General features: G+C 73.7%; 18 protein-coding genes. 7 read left to right on the forward strand and 11 right to left on the reverse strand.

Annotated features, from left to right (window positions below; translation table 11 throughout):
* Positions 1-51: 51 nt before the first annotated feature.
* From ABZ573_RS15520 to ABZ573_RS15530, 3 genes are all read right to left on the reverse strand, one after another.
* Entirely contained in the window at positions 52-465 is a 414-nt protein-coding gene (locus ABZ573_RS15520; protein ID WP_197697869.1) for a roadblock/LC7 domain-containing protein, read from the reverse strand.
* A 5-nt stretch (positions 466-470) separates the two neighbouring features.
* Entirely contained in the window at positions 471-3,020 is a 2,550-nt protein-coding gene (locus ABZ573_RS15525; RefSeq protein WP_151455264.1) for a nitrate- and nitrite sensing domain-containing protein, read from the reverse strand.
* A 99-nt stretch (positions 3,021-3,119) separates the two neighbouring features.
* Positions 3,120-4,499 (reverse strand): FGGY family carbohydrate kinase, encoded by a 1,380-nt coding sequence (locus ABZ573_RS15530; RefSeq protein WP_151455263.1) that lies wholly within the window; start codon positions 4,497-4,499, stop codon positions 3,120-3,122.
* 254 nt (positions 4,500-4,753) lie between these two features.
* Between ABZ573_RS15530 and ABZ573_RS15535 the strand changes: the two genes are divergently transcribed.
* A complete protein-coding gene (locus ABZ573_RS15535) occupies positions 4,754-6,694 on the forward strand; it encodes a chorismate-binding protein (protein ID WP_327028977.1) in 1,941 nt (646 codons plus the stop codon).
* 135 nt (positions 6,695-6,829) lie between these two features.
* On the opposite strand, the gene wrbA is transcribed toward ABZ573_RS15535, so the two are convergent.
* Both wrbA and ABZ573_RS15545 read right to left on the reverse strand, forming a co-directional pair.
* Positions 6,830-7,447 carry an NAD(P)H:quinone oxidoreductase gene (gene wrbA, locus ABZ573_RS15540; RefSeq protein ID WP_151455261.1) on the reverse strand — a complete coding sequence of 206 codons (618 nt, stop codon included), beginning with the start codon at positions 7,445-7,447 and terminating at the stop codon, positions 6,830-6,832.
* Between the two features lie 354 nt (positions 7,448-7,801).
* On the reverse strand, positions 7,802-8,188 hold the full coding sequence (locus ABZ573_RS15545) for a DUF4190 domain-containing protein (protein ID WP_358118652.1): 387 nt from the start codon (positions 8,186-8,188) through the stop codon (positions 7,802-7,804).
* A 127-nt stretch (positions 8,189-8,315) separates the two neighbouring features.
* On the opposite strand from ABZ573_RS15545, the gene ABZ573_RS15550 reads away from it, so the two are divergent.
* Positions 8,316-9,425, forward strand: a complete 1,110-nt coding sequence (locus ABZ573_RS15550; protein WP_327028978.1) for a winged helix DNA-binding domain-containing protein — start codon at positions 8,316-8,318, stop codon at positions 9,423-9,425.
* Between the two features lie 181 nt (positions 9,426-9,606).
* On the forward strand, positions 9,607-10,341 hold the full coding sequence (locus ABZ573_RS15555; protein ID WP_151455258.1) for a PRC and DUF2382 domain-containing protein: 735 nt from the start codon (positions 9,607-9,609) through the stop codon (positions 10,339-10,341).
* A gap of 60 nt (positions 10,342-10,401) precedes the next feature.
* Here ABZ573_RS15555 and ugpC read toward each other — a convergent pair whose 3' ends face one another.
* From ugpC to ABZ573_RS15575, 4 genes are read right to left on the reverse strand one after another with little or no spacing between them, the layout of a single operon-like run.
* On the reverse strand, positions 10,402-11,607 hold the full coding sequence (gene ugpC, locus ABZ573_RS15560) for a sn-glycerol-3-phosphate ABC transporter ATP-binding protein UgpC (RefSeq protein ID WP_327028979.1): 1,206 nt from the start codon (positions 11,605-11,607) through the stop codon (positions 10,402-10,404).
* Between the two features lie 9 nt (positions 11,608-11,616).
* Positions 11,617-12,450 carry a carbohydrate ABC transporter permease gene (locus ABZ573_RS15565; protein WP_121400801.1) on the reverse strand — a complete coding sequence of 278 codons (834 nt, stop codon included), beginning with the start codon at positions 12,448-12,450 and terminating at the stop codon, positions 11,617-11,619.
* 1 nt (position 12,451) lies between these two features.
* Entirely contained in the window at positions 12,452-13,450 is a 999-nt protein-coding gene (locus tag ABZ573_RS15570) for a sugar ABC transporter permease (protein ID WP_151455256.1), read from the reverse strand.
* A gap of 46 nt (positions 13,451-13,496) precedes the next feature.
* Positions 13,497-14,786, reverse strand: coding sequence for an ABC transporter substrate-binding protein (locus tag ABZ573_RS15575; protein WP_358118655.1), 1,290 nt, complete (start codon positions 14,784-14,786; stop codon positions 13,497-13,499).
* A gap of 231 nt (positions 14,787-15,017) precedes the next feature.
* Between ABZ573_RS15575 and ABZ573_RS15580 the strand changes: the two genes are divergently transcribed.
* Entirely contained in the window at positions 15,018-15,596 is a 579-nt protein-coding gene (locus ABZ573_RS15580) for a DsbA family protein (RefSeq protein WP_151455254.1), read from the forward strand.
* A 217-nt stretch (positions 15,597-15,813) separates the two neighbouring features.
* Here ABZ573_RS15580 and ABZ573_RS15585 read toward each other — a convergent pair whose 3' ends face one another.
* Positions 15,814-16,254, reverse strand: a complete 441-nt coding sequence (locus ABZ573_RS15585) for a hypothetical protein (RefSeq protein ID WP_358118658.1) — start codon at positions 16,252-16,254, stop codon at positions 15,814-15,816.
* Between the two features lie 211 nt (positions 16,255-16,465).
* Between ABZ573_RS15585 and ABZ573_RS15590 the strand changes: the two genes are divergently transcribed.
* The 3 genes from ABZ573_RS15590 to ABZ573_RS15600 all read left to right on the forward strand — a co-directional run bounded on the left by ABZ573_RS15590 (position 16,466) and on the right by ABZ573_RS15600 (position 17,729).
* Entirely contained in the window at positions 16,466-16,897 is a 432-nt protein-coding gene (locus ABZ573_RS15590; protein WP_151455252.1) for a hypothetical protein, read from the forward strand.
* Positions 16,898-16,944: 47 nt separating this feature from the next.
* The gene (locus ABZ573_RS15595; protein ID WP_121400795.1) at positions 16,945-17,220 is read left to right on the forward strand and encodes a hypothetical protein; all 276 of its coding nucleotides are present in this window, start codon (positions 16,945-16,947) and stop codon (positions 17,218-17,220) included.
* Positions 17,221-17,348: 128 nt separating this feature from the next.
* Positions 17,349-17,729, forward strand: a complete 381-nt coding sequence (locus tag ABZ573_RS15600) for a YccF domain-containing protein (RefSeq protein ID WP_101415103.1) — start codon at positions 17,349-17,351, stop codon at positions 17,727-17,729.
* Positions 17,730-18,439: 710 nt separating this feature from the next.
* On the opposite strand, the gene ABZ573_RS15605 is transcribed toward ABZ573_RS15600, so the two are convergent.
* Positions 18,440-19,147, reverse strand: coding sequence for an HAD family hydrolase (locus ABZ573_RS15605; RefSeq protein ID WP_151455251.1), 708 nt, complete (start codon positions 19,145-19,147; stop codon positions 18,440-18,442).
* Between the last annotated feature and the right edge of the window lie 288 nt (positions 19,148-19,435).

A 19,435-nucleotide genomic window follows, 5' to 3' on the forward strand; every position in this document is an offset into this window, starting at 1 on the left:
CGCCGTCGGCGCGCCCGCCAGCGTGGACGCCGGGCGGGCGCGTCGACCCGGTCAGCGGGGCAGGGCCTGCTGGAGTTCCGCCCGCAGCGCCGGGGTGAGCATCTCCCCCGCCTGCTTGGCCAGCCGCGCCATCTCGTAGCCGACCACACCGATGTCGGCCTCCGCCCCGGCCAGCGTGGCCAGGATGGAACCGTCACGCACCTGCATGACCAGGAAGTAGCCGCGCCCCATCTCGACGACCGTCTGCTTGACGATGTCCCCGTCGAACATCTGCGCCGCGCCCGCGGTGATGCTCATCAGCCCCGAGGTCACGGCCGCGAGCTTGTCGGCGTGGTCCCGGGGCAGGTGGTCGGAGATCGCGACCAGCAGGCCGTCGGAGGAGACCACGATGGCGTGCACCACCCCCGGCACCCGCTCCGCGAACCCGCTGACCAGCCAGCTCAGGTCGCGGGCCTCCCGGCTCAACGTCGTCATCGCTGTCCCCCTTCGGTGCGTACGCCGCCCGGCGGCATGGAAATCTCCGTGGTGTCCTCGGCCTCGGCCCGCCGTACCCCGCTGTAGAACCGGGACAGCATCCCCCCGACCGCCTCCGGGTCCGGGTCGTGGCGTACCGCCGGCTGCTCCGGCCGGGCCGGCCGGGTGACGGCCGAGAGCTGCGCCATCGGCACCCGGACGGGCAGGCCGCGTTCGTTGGTCCCGCCGGTGACCGGGACGGCCGGCGGCGTGGGCGAGGCCCCCGGCACCGGACCGGGCGACGGCCCCTGCCGGGACCACCAGCCCCCACCGGTCGACGCGGGCGGCCGGGCCGCCGGGGCGAGCACGTCTTCGGCCCGCACCGGGACCGACCGGGCCTGCCGGGGCGGGGCCTCGGACCGCCGCCCGGCCGCCGGCAGCTCGCCCGCCGGTCGCGCACCGGCCCACGCCGGCGGCCGCCCGGCCACCGGCAACCCACCGGGCGGCGGCGTCCCGTCCCACGCCGCGGCGGCCAGCATCCGGGCCGCGACGGGCGCCTCCCGCTCGGGCGCCGGCGCCAGCAGGCCACCGGGCAGCCGTACCCGGGCGACGAGGCCCTCCTCGCCGCCGGCCAGGCGCACCTCGACGCGGAGCCGGGCGGCCAGGTGGCTGACCACGAACAGGCCCATCCGCTCGACCGTCGCCACGTCGGCGGCCGGCGGGGTGGCCAGGACGGCGTTCGCCTCGGCCAGCGCGGCCGGGCTCATGCCGATCCCCCGGTCGGTGATCTCGATGACCGCGCCGGCCCCCTCGCTCCGGGCGGTGACCGCCACGACCGTGTCGGGACGGGAGAACGAGGTGGCGTTCTCCAGCAGCTCGGCGAGGATGTGGACCAGCTCGCCGACGGCGTGGCCGACGACGTGCAGGTCGGCGACCGCCCCGTGCCGGACCCGCTGGTACTGCTCGATCTCGGCGCTGGCGGCGAGCAGCATCGGGCCGAGCCCCGCCGGCCGGTTCCACCGGCGGGTCGCCTCCGTCCCGGCGAGCACCAGCAGGCTGTCGTCGTTGCGCCGCATGCGGGCGGCCAGGTGGTCGAGCTTGAAGAGGTTCTCCAGCTGGTCCGGATCGCTCTCCTCGCGCTCCAGGTCGTCGAGCAGCTCCAACTGGCGCTCCACGAGCACCTGGCTGCGCCGGGCGAGGTTGACGAACATCGCGTTGACGTTGCGCCGGGTGGTCGCCTGCTCGACGGCGACGTTGACCGCGCTGCGGTGCACCGCGACGAACGCCTCCGCCAGCTCGCCGATCTCGTCGAGCGAACGGACCACCGCCGGCGGGACCTCGATGGCCGGGACACCCCCGGTCACGGTACGCAGCCGGTCCAGGGCGTCCGGCAGCTCCAGCTGGGCGATCCGCAGCGCCTGGCCGCGCAGCAGCCGCATCGACCGGGCCATGGACCGGCCGACGAGGACGGAGATGAGCAGGGCGACCAGCAGCACCGCGAGGATGCTGCCGACGACCAGCAGCGTGGTCCGCAGCTGCGTCGCGCTCACCCCGTCGGCCTGCCGTACGGCGTCGTCGAGCACCGACGCCTCGATGCGGCGGAGCAGCTCCTGACGCTGCTCGCCGGCCGCCCACCACTGCGGCGCCGGCAGCACGCTCGGCGCGGCGGCCCCGGTCACCAGGCTCTGCTCCTCCAACCGGGTGGCCGTCAGGAACCCCGGATCCGTCGAGGTCTCGTCGTAGCGGCGGACCTGCTCGGCGGTGGCGGCGACCCGGAACGCGCCCAGGGCGGTCAGCTGCTGGGCGCGCAGGTCGGTCAGGACCACCTGGTCCTCCACGCCGTACCGGCCGGCGCGGGCGGCCTCGTAGAGCTGGGCCCGGACCCGTGAGGAGAGCTCCTTGACCCGGGCGAGCTGCACGTAGCGCAGCACCGCGTCGCTGAGTGCGGGCCGGTCCTCGCCCGGCGAGGGCTCGGCGAGCAGGCGCAGCAGCGCGTCGACGGCCCGGTGGTAGTTGCTCAGGATGGTGTCGCTGCCCAGCACCGCCGGGGGGATCGCGGCCCGGATGTAGACGACCTGGTCGTAGGCCTCCAGCACCTCCGAGTAGGCGACCCGCCAGGAGGCGTCCGCGTCGGCCAGCGGCCCGGCGGCCCGGCGCAGGTCGCGCAGCGCCTGGTCGGTGGCGGCCTGCAACGGCCTCAGGACCACGATCGCCGAGTCCCGGTCGGCGCCCGCGCCGCCTCGGCGCAACTCGCCCAGCTCACCGGCGGCCCGGTCGCGTTCCTGCTGGAGCTGGTGCACCAGCGTGACGATCTCCCGGCCGATGCCGACCTGCTGGGCGAAGTCACCCAACGCGGTCGTCCGCCCGACGAGGGTGTGGGTCTGCACGCCGGCCAGCACCAGGAACGCGACCGACGGGATGACCAGCACGGTGACGAGCTTGGTGCGCATCCGCCAGTCCCGCAGCCGGAACGGGGAGCGGCGACGGTGCGGCACGACCCGGACGTCGAACCGGCGCCGGCGGTGCTGCGACACCCCGTCGTCGGACGGTTCCGGACCTGCCCCCACACCTACCCCCTCCCTGTCCCGCGTCCGCCGCGAGCCGGGGAGCGGAGTCCATCCAACCAGGCCCGCTAGCCGTGTCAACGGGGCGGGCTGAGGTGCTACTCAGGAGGGTGAGCCGGTCTCGTCCGTCCGGACGATGGCGGCGAGCCGGGAGGCGTCACCGATGCGCCCAAGGGCCACCAGCGCCGCGCCGCTCGCCCCGACCTCCGGGTTGCGCCCGTACCACACCGGCCGGGGCGCGAGCGCCGCCGCGAACGACGTACGCCACCAGTCGGAGGCCGCCACCGCTCCCCCGCCGAGCACCACCTCGACCGATTCGTCCACCGTGGACTCCAGCACGACGAGGTCGCCGGCGACCAGGTCGCACAGGCCCCGCATCAGCCCCGCCAGGATCTCCACCGAGGTGGTGCCGAAGCTCAGGCCCCCCAGCGCGCCCGAGCCGGCCGGGGACATCCCGGGCGGCCGGTCCCCGCCGAAGCGGACGTTCACCGGCAGGGTCCTGTCGTGCGGCACCCGGGCCAGGGCGGCCTCCAGCTCGCTGCCCCCGGGCAACCGCAGCTCCCGGTCGGCCCAGGCGAAGAGGTTGCCGCCGGAGGAGTACGCGGCGCCGGTCACCACGTGGTCGTGGTCGACCCGGTAGCGCCAGAGCTCCTCGGGCAGCGGTGGCATGGCCTGCCCCGCCGGGACGCGCTGCACCAGCCGCACCGCCGCCGACGTGCCGACCGTCACCGCGACCCGGCTCGGCTCGACGCAGCCCGAGCCGACGTTCGACGCCGCGCCGTCGCCCACCGGGCCGGCCCAGGGCGCGTCGGTGAGCTGCGGCCAGCGCCGCGCGTACGCCGGCCGCAGCCGGCCCCGCCATCCGTTCGGCGCCAGCTCGGGCAGCTCGTCGGCGTGGCTGCCGGCCAGCGCGCACGCCTCGGCGTCCCAGTCCAGCGTCCGCAGGTCCAGCAGGCCCGTGCCGGAGGCCTGGGAGATCGACATGGGTGCCGAGTCGAGCAGCTCGCCCAGCACGTACTCGGCCAGGCCGGCGAACCGGGCGACCCGCCCGCCGGTGTGTTCCCGCAGCCAGGGCAACCGGACCGACCAGTAGCAGCGGTGCCACCACGTGCCGGTGCGCCGGTGGAAGTCGGCCGGGTCGGCCGGGCCGGCCGGGCCGGCGGGCGCCTCGGGACGGGTGTCCAGCCAGGTCAGCACCGGTCCGAGGGGCGCGCCGTCGGCGCCGAGCGGGACCACCGAGTGCCACTGCCCGGACGTCGCCACCAGCGACACGTCGCGCAGGTGGCCACCGGCGGCCAGCTCGTCCAGGCACGCCACCAGGCAGGCCAGGTAGCCGGGGCCGTCCAGCGTGCCGGTGCCGTCGTCGTGCACGGCGAGGCTCACCTTGCGCCGGGCCAGCGCGCCGGGCAGCGGGCGGGCGTCCGTGTCCAGCACGAGTCCGCGTACCGAGGAGGTGCCCAGGTCGAGCGCGAGAATGTTCATCGCGGGTCAAGTTACCCGGTGCGGCGCGCCCCGGCGTCCCAGCGCCTGGGCCGTACGCCCGATCGGCTTTCCGGTGCCCGCGCGGGGCCGTAGGGTGATCGCATGCCCGCGCACCTGTCCTGCTGGTGGCCCGCCGATCTGGCGGCCATCCCCCGCGCGTAGCTTCCCACGCGGCCGCCCGACGAGGCGGCCGCCGGTCTCTCCCCGGCCCTCCCGGTCGCCCCGCCGGGCGCCGCCCGGCCCGAGGAGACCCGATGACCCACCTGACCGAGTTGCTCGCCGCCGTCGCCAGCGGCGGCGACCCCGGCCCGTTCGCGCTCGTCCGCCGCGAGGACGCCGCGCACCTGGAGCTGTTCACCGGCACGGTACGCACGGCGGGCCGGCTCGCCGACCTCCCCCTGCCCGGCGGGGCGCCCGGCCCCCGGACGCTGGCGCTGGTGCCCTACCGGCAGATCACCGAGCGGGGCTTCGCCTGCGTCGACGACGGCGTCCCGTTGGAGTTCCTCGAGATCGACCGGCACGAACGGGTCGTCCTGGCCGAGGCGCTCGCCGCCCTGCCCGACGTGCCCGTGCGCACGGCCGACGCCGCCTTCGACGTCACCGACGACGAGTACGCCGCCACCGTCGGCCGGGTGCTCGCCGAGGAGATCGGGCGCGGCGAGGGCGCCAACTTCGTCATCCACCGCTGCCTGCGCGCCACCGTGCAGGGTCCGCCGCTGGTCGCCGCGCTCGCCGCCTTGCGCCGGCTGCTGCGGAGCGAGCGCGGCGCGTACTGGACCTTCCTCGTGCACACCGGAACCCGGATCCTGGTCGGGGCCAGCCCGGAGCGGCACGTCAGCGTCGACGACGGCCTGGTCATGATGAACCCGATCAGCGGCACCTTCCGGCACACCGGCGCGGGCGCCGACCGGGCCGCGCTGCTGCGCTTCCTCGCCGACCCCAAGGAGGTCGAGGAGCTGTACATGGTGCTCGACGAGGAGCTCAAGATGATGGCCACGGTCGCCGAGCACGGCGGCCAGGTGGTCGGGCCCCACCTCAAGGAGATGTCCCACCTGGCCCACACGGAGTACCTGCTCGCCGGCCGGGGCACGAAGGACGTGCGGGAGGTGCTGCGGGAGACGATGTTCGCGCCCACGGTCACCGGCAGCCCGATGGAGAACGCCTGCCGGGTCATCGCCCGGCACGAGGGCACCGGGCGGCGCTACTACGCCGGGGTGCTGGCGCTGCTCGGCCACGACGACGCCGGCCGGCAGAGCCTGGACGCGCCGATCCTGATCCGTACCGCCGAGATCTCCCCCGAGGGCGAGCTGCGGGTGCCGGTCGGGGCCACCCTGGTGCGGCACTCGACCGCCGAGGGCGAGGTGGCCGAGACGCACGCCAAGGCGGCCGGCGTGCTGGCCGCGCTCGGCCTCGGCCCGCAGGCGCCCGCCGGTGGCCCGGAGCCCGCCGTACGCCTCGCCGACGACCCGCAGGTGCGGGCCGCGCTGGCCGCACGCAACGCGCCGCTGGCCCGGTTCTGGCTCGACCAGCGGTCGCCGGATGCCGGTGGCCTGCCCGGGCTGGCCGGCCGGCGGGCGCTGATCGTCGACGGCGAGGACACCTTCACCGGCATGCTGGCCCACCAGCTGCGCGCGCTCGGCCTGGCCGTGACAGTGCGGCCGTGGCACGCCGCCGGTCCGGTGGACGGCCACGACCTGGTGGTGGTCGGCCCCGGTCCGGGCGACCCGGGCAGCACCACCGAGCCGAAGATGCGCACGATGCGGGGGCTGCTCGCCGGGTTGCTCGCCGAGGGCCGGCCGACCCTGGCCGTCTGCCTGGGCCACCAACTGCTCGCCGGCCTGCTCGGGCTGGCGCCGCACCGTCGGGACGCGCCCTACCAGGGGCTCCAGCGGGAGGTGGACATCTTCGGCACGCGCCGCCGGGTCGGCTTCTACGCCACCTTCACGGCGCGCGCCGACGCCGACCGGCTGGACACCCCGTACGGCCCGGTGGAGCTGGCCCGGGACGCGGCGGACGGCGCGGTGCACGCCCTGCGCGGGCGCGGGTTCGCGGGGGTGCAGTTCCATCCGGAGTCGGTGCTCAGCCCCGACGGCGTGGCCGTCCTCGCCGATCTGGTGGGCGCGCTGCTGCCGGCGCCGACGGGACATCCGTCGACGGCGCACGGCGGGTTGTCGGGAGCGGCCGAGCGTGCATAGCCGCCCCGATCGGGGGTAGGGGTGCTGCGACCGGCGGCCCGGACGGGTCGAGAGCCCCCGCCCGGGCCGCCGGTCGCGCCGGTACAGCCGACCCGCTGGCAGCGCCGGTCCAGCCGGTGAACCGGCGACGCCGGGTCAGCCGGCCAGGCCCGCCTTCAGCGCCGCACCGATCCGCACCGCGCGCTTGGCGGTCAACGCGGTGGCGCCGAGCGCGATGTCGTCCGGCGCCGTCTCGCCGTTGTTGCTGGTGTGCGAGGCGCCGTAGGGGTTGCCGGCGACGAACTGGCTCGGGTCGGTGTAGCCGGGGGTCACCACGACTCCGCCCCAGTGGTAGAAGACGTTGAACATCGACAGCAGGGTGGCCTCCTGCCCGCCGTGCGAGGTGGCCGTCGAGCAGAACGCGGAATAGACCTTGTCCGCCAGGGCGCCCTGCGACCACAGCGGCCCTGTGGTGTCCATGAACTGCTTGAGCTGGGCGGCCATCACGCCGTACCGGGTCGGGGTCCCGAAGATCACCACGTCGGCCCACGACAGGTCGTCCAGCTGTGCCTCGGGGACGTCCTGGGTCTCCATCTGGTGCGCGTGCCAGCCCGAGTTGGAACGGATCGCCTCGTCCGGCGCCAGCTCGCGCACCTTGCGCAGCCGCACCTCGGCGCCCGCCTCACCGGCGCCTTCGCACGCCGCCTGCGCCATCTGGTACGTGATGCCGGTGGCGCTGTAGTAGATCACCGCGACCTTGGTCTGGGCAGCCATCGGGTGTTCCCTCCTCATGTCGGGTCAGCTCCCGCGACTACCCGATGTTTGCGCCGTCAAACGGTCACCCGGGGTCGCGCGCCCGGCCCGGGGCTTCGTGGACCTGCCCGTCATGCACCGCCCACTGTGACGGCCCCGCTGCCGTCGGTAGCTCAAGATGTCCGCAAGTTTCGATCCGTTCCGGTGCCGGTCCGACCGCCGGCCGGGAATGCTGGTGCCACGGCGCCGGCGGACCGGCAACCGCCCGGCACCGGCCACCCTGAACGGGGGATCGCGCTGCGCCGGCAGCGTCGCCGGCGAAGCGCGATCAGGGGAGCCGACGCGCCCCGGCCTGCCGCGGCAGGGGCCGCCGGGTCAGGTGTCGAGGCGGTCGCGCAGGTCGTCGACCTCCTGTTGGATCCGGTTCACGGCGTCCTCGTTGTTGAGGACGGTGGTGATCCCGGCGGCGAAGGCCAGCCCGATCAGCACCGCCAGGGCGCTGAGCACCAGGCCGCCGATCGCCACGCCCCGGCCGGTCACCCCGGGCCGACCGGCCATCCTGAGCCCGACGATGCCCAGGATCACGCCGATGATGCCGAGCAGCAGGCCGATCCAGGACAGGATCACGGTCAGCACGCTGATCAGCGCGGCCACCCCGAAGACCAGTGCGAAGGCGGCGGCGCTGGTCTTGGCGGCCGGGCCGCCTCGGCCGGCGCGGGTCGGTGTGCCGGCGCCCCGGGCCGGCTCGCTGGACGCGGTCATGTCGCTCCCTCCGGGCGCGCGGACGGCGCGCCTGCTGGCCGGCCGCTTTCCCGCCGCGACGGCGGTCATGCGTCGGATGTCGGAGGTCGGCCCTAGTCTGGTGCCCCACCCGAGCGGAGGAGCCCCCATGCCAGCGGAGCTGACCGGGCGCGAGGCGCTCGCGCTGCGGATGACCGGCCTGCTGCTCCGCCCGCATCCCACGGCGGCGGTGGGCGGGGTCGAGGGCGTGGTGGGGTGGTTCGGGGCCATGCAGGCGCAGGACCTGGCCAGCGGCATGTGGTCGCTCGGGGTGCGGCTGCCCGCGCTCGGCCACGCCGACGTGCACGCCGCGCTGGAACGCCGGGAGGCGCTGCGCACCTGGCCGATGCGGGGCACCGTGCACCTCGTGCCGCCCCGCGACGCCCGCTGGATGCTGGAGCTGACCGGCGTACGCTCGCTGGCCGGCGCCGCCACCCGCCGCGCGCAGCTCGGGCTCACCGAGACCGACGCGGACCGCGCGCTCGACGTGCTCGGCGCCGCGCTGGCCGGCGGCGGCCGGCTCACCCGGGCGCGGTGCCTGGCCACGCTGGAGGCGGCCGGCATCGACACCGGCGACCAGCGCGGCTACCACCTGCTCTGGTACGCCAGCGTCCGCGGCGTCACCTGCCTCGCGCCCAACGTCGGCACCGAGCAGACCTTCGCCCTGCTCGCCGAGTGGGCGCCCGAGGCTCGCCGGCCCGAGCGGGACGAGGCCCTGGCGATGCTCGCCCACCGCTACGTCCGGGGGCACGGGCCCGTCACCGCCCGGGAGTTCGCCGGCTGGACGGGGCTGACGCTCACCGACGCGCGCCGGGGCTTCGCGGCGGCCGGCGACGCCCTGACCGTGGTGCGGGTCGACGGGCAGGAGGCGCTCGTCGACGCGGCCCTGCTCGACGCGCCCCGCGAGCCGGTCGACGACCTGCTGGTGCTGCCCGGCTTCGACGAGTACCTGCTGGGCTTCAAGGACCGCTCGCTGATGCTGGACCCCGCCCACGCCGAGGCGATCGTGCCGGGGCGCAACGGCGTGTTCCAGGCCACGGTCGTCCGGGACGGGCGGGTCGTGGGCACGTGGAAGCGCGCGGTCGGCAGAAACCGGGTGACGGTCACGGTGTTCCCGCTGGTGCCCTTCGAGGAGGGGACCCGGGCCCGGGTGGCGGTGGCGCTGGGCCGTTACGCCGACTTCCTGGGCCTGCCGCTACGGATCGTCTGGCCCGACTGACCGCCAGGCCGAAGGCGCGACCTATCCCACGGATCCCATCGGCCCCACTGGCCCCGGCGGACCGCCTCGCCCGCCGCGCCCGCCCGAAGGCCGGTGCTGCTCCTATCCGGCCGGCCGTCGACGAATCCGTGCCGGCCGGCCGGGTATCCGGCCCGTGACACGAGAGGGAGGTCGACGACCGATGAAGCTGAGTGCACAGCAGGCCAACTCGCTGTACGGACAGGACGTCAAGGACCGCTCGGGTTCGAAGATCGGAAGCGTGGGCCAGATCTGGGCCGACGCCGCCGGCGAGCCCACGTGGGTCAGCGTGCAGACGGGCCTGATGGGCCGCAAGGAGTCGATGGCCCCGCTGGACAAGGCCCGGATCACCGACGGCGGACTCACCGTCGACTACGACAAGTCGACCGTGAAGGACGCCCCGGCCGTGGACGCCGGCACCGAACAGCCGCTGGACACGACGCAGATCCAGCAGCTCTACGGCCACTACCGCCTGACGCCGCAGGCGCCGCAAGCCCCCGACCGGGGACGGAAGCCCGCCGCCGGCGAGGACATGATCCGGTCCGAGGAGCGGATGCGGGTCGGCACGGAGAGCCAGCCCGCCGGCACGGCACGGCTGCGCAAGTACGTGGTCACCGAGGACGTGCACACCACCGTGCCGGTCGAGCACGACGAGGTGCACGTGGAGCGGGAGCCCATCGCCGCCCGCGACGCACGCGGCATGCGCGCCGACATCGGCGAGGCCGAGCAGGAGATGACCCTGCGGGCCGAGCGGCCGGTGGTCGGCAAGGAGACGGTGCCCGTCGAGCGGGTCCACCTGGCCAAGGACGAGGTCGTCGAGGAGCAGCCCATCGACGACCGGATCCGCCGGGAGCGGGTGGACGCGGACATCCCGGAACGCAGTCGGCGACGTCGCTGACCGCTGACACGGCGACGGGCGGGTGGGTCGGTTCGACCCACCCGCCCGTCTCGGCGTACGTCAGTCGGCGAGCGCGCCCGCCGCCCGTCCCTCGTGCAGGGTCAGGTTGCGCCCGTCGGACGGGTCGAACAGGTGGATCTTCTCCAGGTTGAACCAGACGCGCCGGGTCTGTCCCTCCTCGACCGGGGACTCGGCGGAGAGCCGCGTCACCAGGCTGGCCCCACCGCCACTGAAGTCGGCGCCCGCATCGGCCGCCAGCTCCTCCAGTTCGGCGGCGCTGGCCCGCTCCCCCTCGACGCTGAAGTAGACGTACTTGTCGGAGCCCATGGACTCGACGATGTCGACCGGCGCCTCGAACTCCGCGCCCCGGCGGCGGGTGTCGTCGTCGATCAGCGCGGCGTCCTCGAAGTGCTCCGGCCGGATACCGAGGATCAGCTCGCGCGGGGCGTCGGCCCCCTCCAGCTCGCGCCGGATCCGCTCGCCGATCGGCACGTCGCCCAGCGCCGTACGCAGCTTGCCGTCCTCGACCGCGGCGTGCAGGAAGTTCATCGACGGCGAGCCGATGAAGCCGGCGACGAAGAGGTTGCGCGGGTGGTCGTACAGCTCCTGCGGCGGGCCGACCTGCTGCACGGCGCCGCCCCGCATGATCACCACGCGGTCGCCGAGGGTCATCGCCTCGGTCTGGTCGTGGGTCACGTAGACGGTGGTGGTGCCCAGCTTCTTCTGCAGGCGCGACACGACGGTGCGCATCTGCACCCGCAGCTTGGCGTCCAGGTTGGACAGCGGCTCGTCCATCAGGAACGCCTTGGGCTGCCGGACGATCGCGCGGCCCATCGCGACCCGCTGGCGCTGACCGCCGGAGAGGTTGGCCGGCTTGCGGTCCAGCAGCGCGGACAGCTCCAGGACCTTCGCCGCCTCCTCGACCTTCCGGTTGATCGTCTCCTTGTCCAGCTTCGCCAACCGCAGCGGGAACGCCATGTTCTCCCGCACGGTCATGTTCGGGTAGAGGGCGTAGGACTGGAACACCATCGCGATGTCCCGGTCCCGGGGCGCCTTGTCGTTGACCCGCTGGCCGCCGATGCGCAGCTCGCCGGAGCTGATGTCCTCCAGGCCCGCGATCATGTTGAGGGTGGTGGACTTCCCGCAGCCGGACGGGCCGACCAGGATGACGAACTCGCCGTCGGCGATCTCCAGGTCGACGTCGGCCACCGCGACGGTCCCGTCCGGGAACTTCTTGCTCACCTTGTCGAGCACGATGTCAGCCATGAGTACCACCTATCCCTTGACTGCGCCGGAGGTCAGGCCGGAGACGATGCGGCGCTGGAAGAAGAGGACGAACAGGATGATCGGAACGGTGATCACCACGGCGGCGGCGCAGATCGCCCCGGTGGGGTCCTCGAACTGCGACTCGCCGGTGAAGAACGACAGCGCCACCGGCACCGTGCGCGCCCGCTCGGTGGAGGTCAGCGTGATCGCGAAGAGGAAGTCGTTCCAGCAGAAGATGAAGACCAGGATCGCCGTGGTGAACAGTCCCGGCGCGGCGAGCGGGGCGATGACCCGCCGGAACGCCTGGGCCTGCGTCGCGCCGTCCATCTTCGCCGCCTTCTCCAGGTCCCACGGGATCTGCTTGAAGAACGCCGACAGCGTGTAGATCGCCAGCGGCAGCGCGAAGGTGATGTACGGCAGGATCAGGCCCGGCCAGGTGTCGAAGAGGCCGAGCTGCCGCTCGATCTCGAACAGCGGCGACACCAGGGACACCTGCGGGAACATCGCGATCAGCAGGGAGACCCCGACCAGCAGCCGCTTGCCGGGAAAGTCCAGCCGGGAGATCGCGTACGCGGCCATGGCGCCCAGCACCACGGCGATCACGGTGGCGATCAGCGCGATGCCGATCGAGTTGACCAGGGCCCGGACGAACTGGTCGGTCTGGAAGATCGTCCGGTAGTTGTCGAGCGTCCACTCCTGCGGGATGAACTTCCCGTCGGTCAGGGTCGCCGGCGTCTTGAACGACAACGACATGATCCAGAGCACCGGCACCAGCGCGAAGACGACCACGATGGCGTCCAGCAGGCCCCAGCGCAGCTTGGCCCGGGTGGTGGTGTCAGCCATCTCAACGCCTCTCCCCGTCGTCGCTGCCGGGGGCAGCGGTACCGAACAGCTTCACGAAGACGAAGGCGATGATCGCCACGGTGAGGAAGATCAGCACCGACATCGTCGACCCGATGCCGAGGTTCAGGCCCCGGATCAGGTTGTTGTAGGCGAGCATCGACACCGATGAGGTCTCGTTGCCGCCCGCGGTCAGCACGAAGATGTTGTCGAACACCCGGAACGCGTCGAGGGTGCGGAACAGCAGCGCGACCAGGATCGCCGGCTTCATCACCGGCAGCATCACCTTGGTGAAGCGCTGCCAGGAGGTGGCGCCGTCGGTGGAGGCGGCCTTGAGCAGGTCCTCCGGCACCAGGGCGAGGCCGGCCATGAGCAGCAGCGCCATGAACGGCGTGGTCTTCCAGATCTCGGCCAGCATGATGATCGCCAGCGAGCTGGCCCGCTCGGTCAGGGGCGCGCCGTCGCTGAACAGGTTGGCCAGGTAGCCCGTGCCCGGCGTCCACGCGTACCGCCAGGAGAAGGCCGCGACGACCGTGACGATGCCGTACGGGATCAGGGCGGCGGTCCGCACGATGCCCCGGCCGACCAGCGTACGGTGCATGATCAGCGCCAGTCCCATGCCGAGCGCCAGCTCGACGGCGACGGTGACCACCGTGATCAACGCGGTGACCCCGAAGGCCGTCCACCAGAACTCGTTGGTCAGCACGGTGGCGTAGTTCTCCAGCCCGACGAACTGGCGCTCGGCGGGAAAACGCAGGTCGTAGCGCTGGAGGGACAGCCAGACCGAGTAGATGATCGGGTACGCGGTCACCAGCACCATGACCAGCGCGGCGGGTGCGCAGAGCAGCCAGCCCAGCCGGCGCTCGGCCTTCTTGTTCTCGCTCAGCGGGGCCTTGCGGCCCCGACCGGCGCGCTGGGCCGGCACCTTGGCGTCCCGGCCGGGCCGGGCGGCCGTCTCGTCGGCGGCCACGTCGGCGCCGGCCGGCGTGGCGTTGACGCTCATGCCGCCACCTCCGGGCGGTCGGCGTCGAGTCGCCGGGTGCGCTGGCTCACGGCAGGACCCCCTTCGATTCGAGGGCGTCGGCGATGGCGTCGCGCAGCTCGTCGGCGGTCTGCTCGGGCCGGATCGCCGACGGCGGCGACAGGATCGCCGACATGACGGTGGAAATGCTCTGGTACGCCGGGGTCAAAGGCCGGACCGCCGGCTCCTTGAGCTCTTCGAGGATGGTGTCCCGCATCGGGTACGCCTCGGCCATCTCCGGATCGGCGTAGACCTTCTCGATGGTCGGCGGCACGCCGTCGTTGACCGCGGAGAACTTCTGGTTCTTCTCGTTGCGGATGCAGCGGGCCGCCTCGAAGGACTCCTCGGGGTACTTCGAGTAGGCGCTGACCGCCATGTTGATCCCGCCGATGGTGACCTTGCTCGGGGTGTTCTCGTCGACGCCCGGGACACGGGCCCAACCGACCTGCTTCGCCAGCTCCGGGTCGGCCTCCTGCAGCGCCGGGTAGACGAACGGCCAGTTGACCTGGAACGCGCCGTCGCCGGACTGGAACTCCAGCCGGACCGGGTCCTCGGTGGCGTTGCTGAACGATGGCGACGTCACGCCCGACGTGGCGAAGCGCTGGAGCTGCTCCAGTGCCCGCACGGTGCCCTCGTCCATGACCGCCTTCTTGCCGTCGTCGCTGAGGATCTTGCCGCCGGCGCTCTCGGCGAGGGTGTTGTAGAGGACGACGAGGCCCTCGTACTGGGCGCCCATGGTGAGCACCTGGTGCGGCTTGCCCTGCTGCTTCAGCTCCTGGGCGGTGGAGATCATCTGGTCCCACGTCTTCGGCGGCTGCGGCACCAGGTCCTTGCGGTACCAGAGCAGCTGGACGTTGGTGTTCTTCGGCGCGCCGTAGAGCTTGTCCTCGTAGCGCGCCGTCTCCAGCGGGCCGGCGAGGGTGCCCTGCTCGACCTCGGCCCGGTCCTGCCCGGTCCACTCCCTGATCCAGTCGGCGCTGGCGAACTCCTGGGTCCAGGTCACGTCGAGGCCGAGGACGTCCATGCCGCTGTCCTGTGCCGCCAGCCGGCGGACCATCTGCACCCGTTGGTCGTCGGCCTGCCGGGGCAGCACCCGGTAGGCGATCTTGTAGCGCCCCTGGGCCTGCGCGTTGCAGTCGTCAACAACCTTCTGCAGGTTCTGCTCCGGCGGGTAGTACAGGTTGATCGTGGGTGTGCCGCCGTCCCCGTCGGAACCGCAGGCGGCCGCCATCGGTGCCACCAGCGTCAACGCCGCGGCGGCAGCCACCGCGCGCACGCGTGGCCGCCGTCGGCGTCCGGCCTTTTCAGGGTCGCTCATCACCCCTCCCCTCGTGTCGGCCAAGGCCGGGGAGAGGCTCCGCGCCCCGGCGCACGGCGAGCCGTTCGGGCCGTCTGACCAGCGGTTGCGTCGCCCGGACGTTTCGTGGCCCCAACACTGCCCGACCTGCGAAGTTGCGAAACCTGACGCTGCTGGGACGGCGCCGGAGGCACCGGCTGTGGCGCGGATCACCGCCGTGCGGGCCGGCCCGGTCGCCCGTAGGCTCGGCCGATGGACGCCACCTTCTTCCTCGACCCGGCCTGCCCGTGGACCTGGCGCACCTCCCGCTGGCTCGTCGCGGTCGCCGACGCCCGGGGCCTGCACATCGAGTGGCGGGCATTCAGCCTGGCCATCCTCAACTCGGGCGGGGTGCCGCCGGAGTACGCCGACGCGATGACCGCCTCCAGCCGGGCGCTGCGGCTGGTGGAGGCGCTGCGCGCCGAGGGCCGTCACGACGACGTCGCCCGGTTCTACGCCGAGGTCGGCGCCCGCAGCCACGACGCGGGCAACCCGCTGTCGGCGAAGATCGTGGACGCGGCCGTCGAGGCGGCGGGCCTGCGAGAGGCTGCGCCGGCACTCGACGACGACCGCTGGGACGAGGCGGTACGCGAGTCGCACGCCCTGGCGTACGCCTCGGCCGGCCCGGACATCGGCGCGCCTGTGCTCATGGTCCCGGGCGCCGAGCGGGGCATCCACGGCCCGATCCTGACCGAGGTCCCCGGCACCGACGACGCCCTGACGATCTGGGACTCGCTGCTACCCCTGATCCGGATGCCCGCCTTCCACGAGGTCAAGCGCGCCCGCCACTGACCTGCGGCGTCGCCTGCCGGGGCCTGCGGCAGTCGGCTGCCCGGGCCTACGGCAATCGCTCGCCCGGGCCTGCGGCCGTCGCCTACCCGGGCCTGCGGCGCCGTCGCCTTCCCGGGCCTACGGCCGTTTGCCCTCCCGGGGCCTGCGGCGTCGCCTGCTCGGGCCTCCCCGGTCGAGGCGCCTTGCCCGCTCGGGGAGGCGTGGCTGGCTGGCCCGGTCAGGGCCCGACGCGGCGCCGGTTGGTGATCGCGCGCACCAGCAGCACCACCCAGCCGATCGCGGCGAGCGCGCCGGCCCCCGCCAGCCCGGAGAAGAGCAGCCAGGTGTCGCCGCCCTGGACGGCGAAGACGCCCCTGCGGGCGCCGGTGTCGCGGGCCGCCACGGTGGTCCCCTGGGTCAGCCGGTCCGGCCCGTCGTAGACGATGACGTCGTGACGCGGCGTCCCGCCCTCGTCCGGGACGAAGTCGCCGTACCAGACGCAGTAGCGGCTGCACTTCTCGTGCAGTGCGGTGAACGTGCCCGCCGTGCCGCCACCGGACTTCGCCTGCCAGGCCGGGGCGACGTCGGGTACACCGAGGGCCAGCCCGAGAAGGGCGAGGAAGGGAAGCCCGGCCCAGAGCAGGACCTTCCTCCCCCAACCAGCCGCTCCATCCGCCACGACCACACCGTAACAAGATCCCCCCACCCCTCCCCTGCCTCGTTGATCATGACGTTGGCGTGGCGATTCGTCCGTTTCGTCGCGACCAACCTCATGATCGGCGTCGGGCGCCCCGGGCCGGTCGGTCCGCCCCGATCGGTGGGTTCTCGCGGGATCCTCCGCCGCCGCCGGCTGCGTTGGGCAGGATCGTTGCCAACGAGGAGGTGCCGTCGTGCAGGACACGCGCGCTCTCGCCCTGACGTTCGAGGTGAGTGGCCTGCCACCGGTCAGGACCGAGGCGCTGTCCGTCTTCGCCGCCGGGCACCGGCAGGCGACGAGGGTCCGCGCCCTGCTCGAGGCGGCCTGCGAAGCGGCCCAGCGCACCGGCTGGACGCCGCTGTCGGGGCCGATCGAGGTGGACCTCGTGCTGCGCTGCCCGCCCGGGCACCGCACCTCCGACGCCAGCGCCCTGCTGGGCGGGGTGTGTGGGGTGCTCCAGGACAAGAAGCGGGTGGCCAGCATCGGCCTGGCCCACCTCGGCGTCCTGGTGGACGTCGCCCTCTACGACGACGACCGGCAGATCCGCCGGCTGTCGTACGCGCAGGAGCCGGCCGAGAACTTCTCGTACCGGGTGCGGGTGGCCGCCGTACCGCACGTGGTTTGACCGATGGCCGCGGTGGGGTACCGCGGACGCCGACGAAGGGAGCGCCGATGTCGGAGCCACATGTCACGCTGGACCCTCGCGGGCTCGATCCCGTGCAGCAGAAGCTGCAGGGCCCGCTGGAGGACCAGCTGACCTCGGCGTTGCAGGCCGCCACGGAACGGATCAGCGCCAGCTACGCCGGTGAGCCGGTGGAGCAGGTCTGCCAGCGGCTGCTCGACGAGACGCGCTCAGGGCTGCACCCGGACATCGCCGCCGGATTCAATCCCGACATGGACGAGTTCTGCCGGGTGGCGGTGGCGATCGTGCGCGGCGAGGTCTCCTGAGACGTACTCCCGCCGCTCCCGCCGCTCCCGCCCGCCCCGGGTCCGGTGGCGGGCGGTCCCACGCTGCAGGGCGCCCGACGGGCCGGACGGCCGGCACCGGGTGGTACCGGTCGGTCATGCTCGAAGACATGATCCGATTTGTGCTCAACGTGCTGTGGCTCGTCTTCGGCGGCGGCATCGTCCTCGCCGCCGGCTACGGCATCGCCGCGCTGATCTGCTTCGTCCTGGTGGTCACGATCCCGTTCGGCGTCGCGTCGCTCCGGCTCGCGGTCTACTCGCTGTGGCCGTTCGGGCGCACCGTCGTGCCCAAGCCCGGCGCCGGGATCGCCTCCGGGCTGGCCAACGTCCTCTGGGTGGTGCTCGCGGGCTGGTGGCTGGCCCTGTCCCACGTCCTGGCCGGTGTCGCGCTGTGCCTCACGGTCATCGGCATTCCGTTCGGAATCGCCAACTTCAAGCTCGTTCCCGCCGCGATCTGGCCCCTCGGACGCGAGGTCGTCGACGCCCCGTGACGTGCCCGGCAACGCTCGTTACCGGCCGGGCCGCCACGTCCCGGGCCGAGCCGGCGGGAGTAGCCCGTGCCCTGCCGCCCTCCGCAGGGCTCGGCCGCAGCGGCCCGCGACGGTGATCCGCCGGCGCAGTCAGGCGACCAGTGGGCCCACCCGCCGGCCCGCCGACGCACCGGTCACCGAATCGAATGGTGATGCCCACGGTGGCGCTCTGCGACGGGGGGATTTTCCGTCGTCGGGCGGCGCTCTGCGACGGCGGGTCTTCCGCCGTCAGGCGACGCGACGGAGAGGCGATCCGCCGAGGGTGTCAGGACCGGGGCCGCAACTCCCCGGTCCTGCCCCCAGCCGTCCGGCGTCGTAACGGACGCACCGCGTGAGCACGTGGGCGTGGCACGCCGCCCACGCCGGGCTCGACGCGGCGAGCCTGCCGCCTGCACTCAGCTCCGTGTGCCCGGCAACCGGACTTCGGCACGCTCCCGGCCCACCCCGAAGGGCCGTGAGCGCCGAATCAGGCTAGGCGTGCCGCCGGGGCCCGGACAAGGACGAGCCGGGGCCGAGGCGGCGTGATTGATGTCAAGGCGGAAAAGCGGCATGTCGACGTAACACACCCCTCGGGGCCAACGCTGTTTCCCGTCGAGGCGACCATTGTGTCCGGTGCGCCGCCGCCGCTTCCCGGCAGCCCGGCTGTGGCTCCCCGGCGGCCCGGCTGCGGCTCAGAAGTGGCGCAGCAGATCGGGGAACGCGGACAGCCGCAGCACGCCCGGGTCGGCCGGGTCCAGCTCGTCGTGCTCCAGCACCCAGGTGTTGTCGTTCGGGATGAACACGGCGTTCAGCCCGGCGGCGCGGGCGGGCAGGATGTCGGACTTCGGGGAGTTGCCGATCATCCACGTGACAGCGGGGTCGACGCCGTGTTCCCGGACCAGCCACCGGTAGGTGTCGACGTCCTTCTCCGGCACGATGTGCGCGGCCCGGAAGTGGTGCAACAGACCGCAGGCGTCGAGCTTGCGCTGCTGCTCCTCGCGTTCGCCCTTGGTCAGCAGCAGCAGGTGGTGCCGGACGGCCAGGACGTCCAGCGCCTCGGCCACCCCGGGCATCAACTCCACCTGGTGCGCGACCAGGGCCGCCGCCAGCCCCTCGATCTCGCGCCGCTCCGCCTCGGTCGCGGGCCGCTGCCGCAGTCGCTCCAGGCACTCCCCCAGGCTGCGCAGGAACACCTTGCTGCCGTAGCCGTGCGCCACCGCGTTGGCCCGCTCGATGTCGTCCAGGATGGCCCGGGTCTCGGCCCGGTCGAGGGTCGGATGGTCCAGCCACTCCAGGAAGTCGTCGATCACCCGTTCGAACAGGACGTTGTTCTCCCAGAGCGTGTCGTCGGCGTCGAAGACGAGCACCTGCCCGTCGCGGCGGCGAATCGCGTCCCCCATGCCTCCCCGTCCCCTCCCCGCGATGCGATGCGACTCCGGGCCGTGCTGGAGGCGCACCCAGCTGATCTTGGACAGTTACCGTGCGGTGCGCACCGTAACTGTCCAAGATTCCGAGCGGCAAGCGAGTTGCGAGCGGTCGGCGGGGCGGCGGGGCCGCGCAGGTTGGGGCCGGGGAGGGGCCGAGCCGCGGAGTCGGGGGCCGAGCCGCGGGGTCGGGGATCGGGCCGCCGGGTCGGGGGGCCGAGCCGCCGGGTCGGGGGGCCGAGCCGCCGGGTCGGGGGGCCGAGC

The organism is Micromonospora sp. NPDC007220 (genome assembly GCF_040634035.1).
GTDB lineage: Bacteria > Actinomycetota > Actinomycetes > Mycobacteriales > Micromonosporaceae > Micromonospora > Micromonospora reichwaldensis.

What these genes read in the sequence shown, in the direction of transcription:
- ABZ573_RS15530 (WP_151455263.1), bottom strand. Translation starts at nt 4,499, where the DNA reads ATGAACATTCTCGCGCTCGACCTGGGCACCTCCTCGGTACGCGGACTC.
- ABZ573_RS15535 (WP_327028977.1), top strand. Translation starts at nt 4,754, where the DNA reads ATGACCCACCTGACCGAGTTGCTCGCCGCCGTCGCCAGCGGCGGCGAC.
- wrbA (WP_151455261.1), bottom strand. Translation starts at nt 7,447, where the DNA reads ATGGCTGCCCAGACCAAGGTCGCGGTGATCTACTACAGCGCCACCGGC.
- ABZ573_RS15545 (WP_358118652.1), bottom strand. Translation starts at nt 8,188, where the DNA reads ATGACCGCGTCCAGCGAGCCGGCCCGGGGCGCCGGCACACCGACCCGC.
- ABZ573_RS15550 (WP_327028978.1), top strand. Translation starts at nt 8,316, where the DNA reads ATGCCAGCGGAGCTGACCGGGCGCGAGGCGCTCGCGCTGCGGATGACC.
- ABZ573_RS15555 (WP_151455258.1), top strand. Translation starts at nt 9,607, where the DNA reads ATGAAGCTGAGTGCACAGCAGGCCAACTCGCTGTACGGACAGGACGTC.
- ugpC (WP_327028979.1), bottom strand. Translation starts at nt 11,607, where the DNA reads ATGGCTGACATCGTGCTCGACAAGGTGAGCAAGAAGTTCCCGGACGGG.
- ABZ573_RS15565 (WP_121400801.1), bottom strand. Translation starts at nt 12,450, where the DNA reads ATGGCTGACACCACCACCCGGGCCAAGCTGCGCTGGGGCCTGCTGGAC.
- ABZ573_RS15570 (WP_151455256.1), bottom strand. Translation starts at nt 13,450, where the DNA reads ATGAGCGTCAACGCCACGCCGGCCGGCGCCGACGTGGCCGCCGACGAG.
- ABZ573_RS15575 (WP_358118655.1), bottom strand. Translation starts at nt 14,786, where the DNA reads ATGAGCGACCCTGAAAAGGCCGGACGCCGACGGCGGCCACGCGTGCGC.
- ABZ573_RS15580 (WP_151455254.1), top strand. Translation starts at nt 15,018, where the DNA reads ATGGACGCCACCTTCTTCCTCGACCCGGCCTGCCCGTGGACCTGGCGC.
- ABZ573_RS15595 (WP_121400795.1), top strand. Translation starts at nt 16,945, where the DNA reads ATGTCGGAGCCACATGTCACGCTGGACCCTCGCGGGCTCGATCCCGTG.
- ABZ573_RS15600 (WP_101415103.1), top strand. Translation starts at nt 17,349, where the DNA reads ATGATCCGATTTGTGCTCAACGTGCTGTGGCTCGTCTTCGGCGGCGGC.
- ABZ573_RS15605 (WP_151455251.1), bottom strand. Translation starts at nt 19,147, where the DNA reads ATGGGGGACGCGATTCGCCGCCGCGACGGGCAGGTGCTCGTCTTCGAC.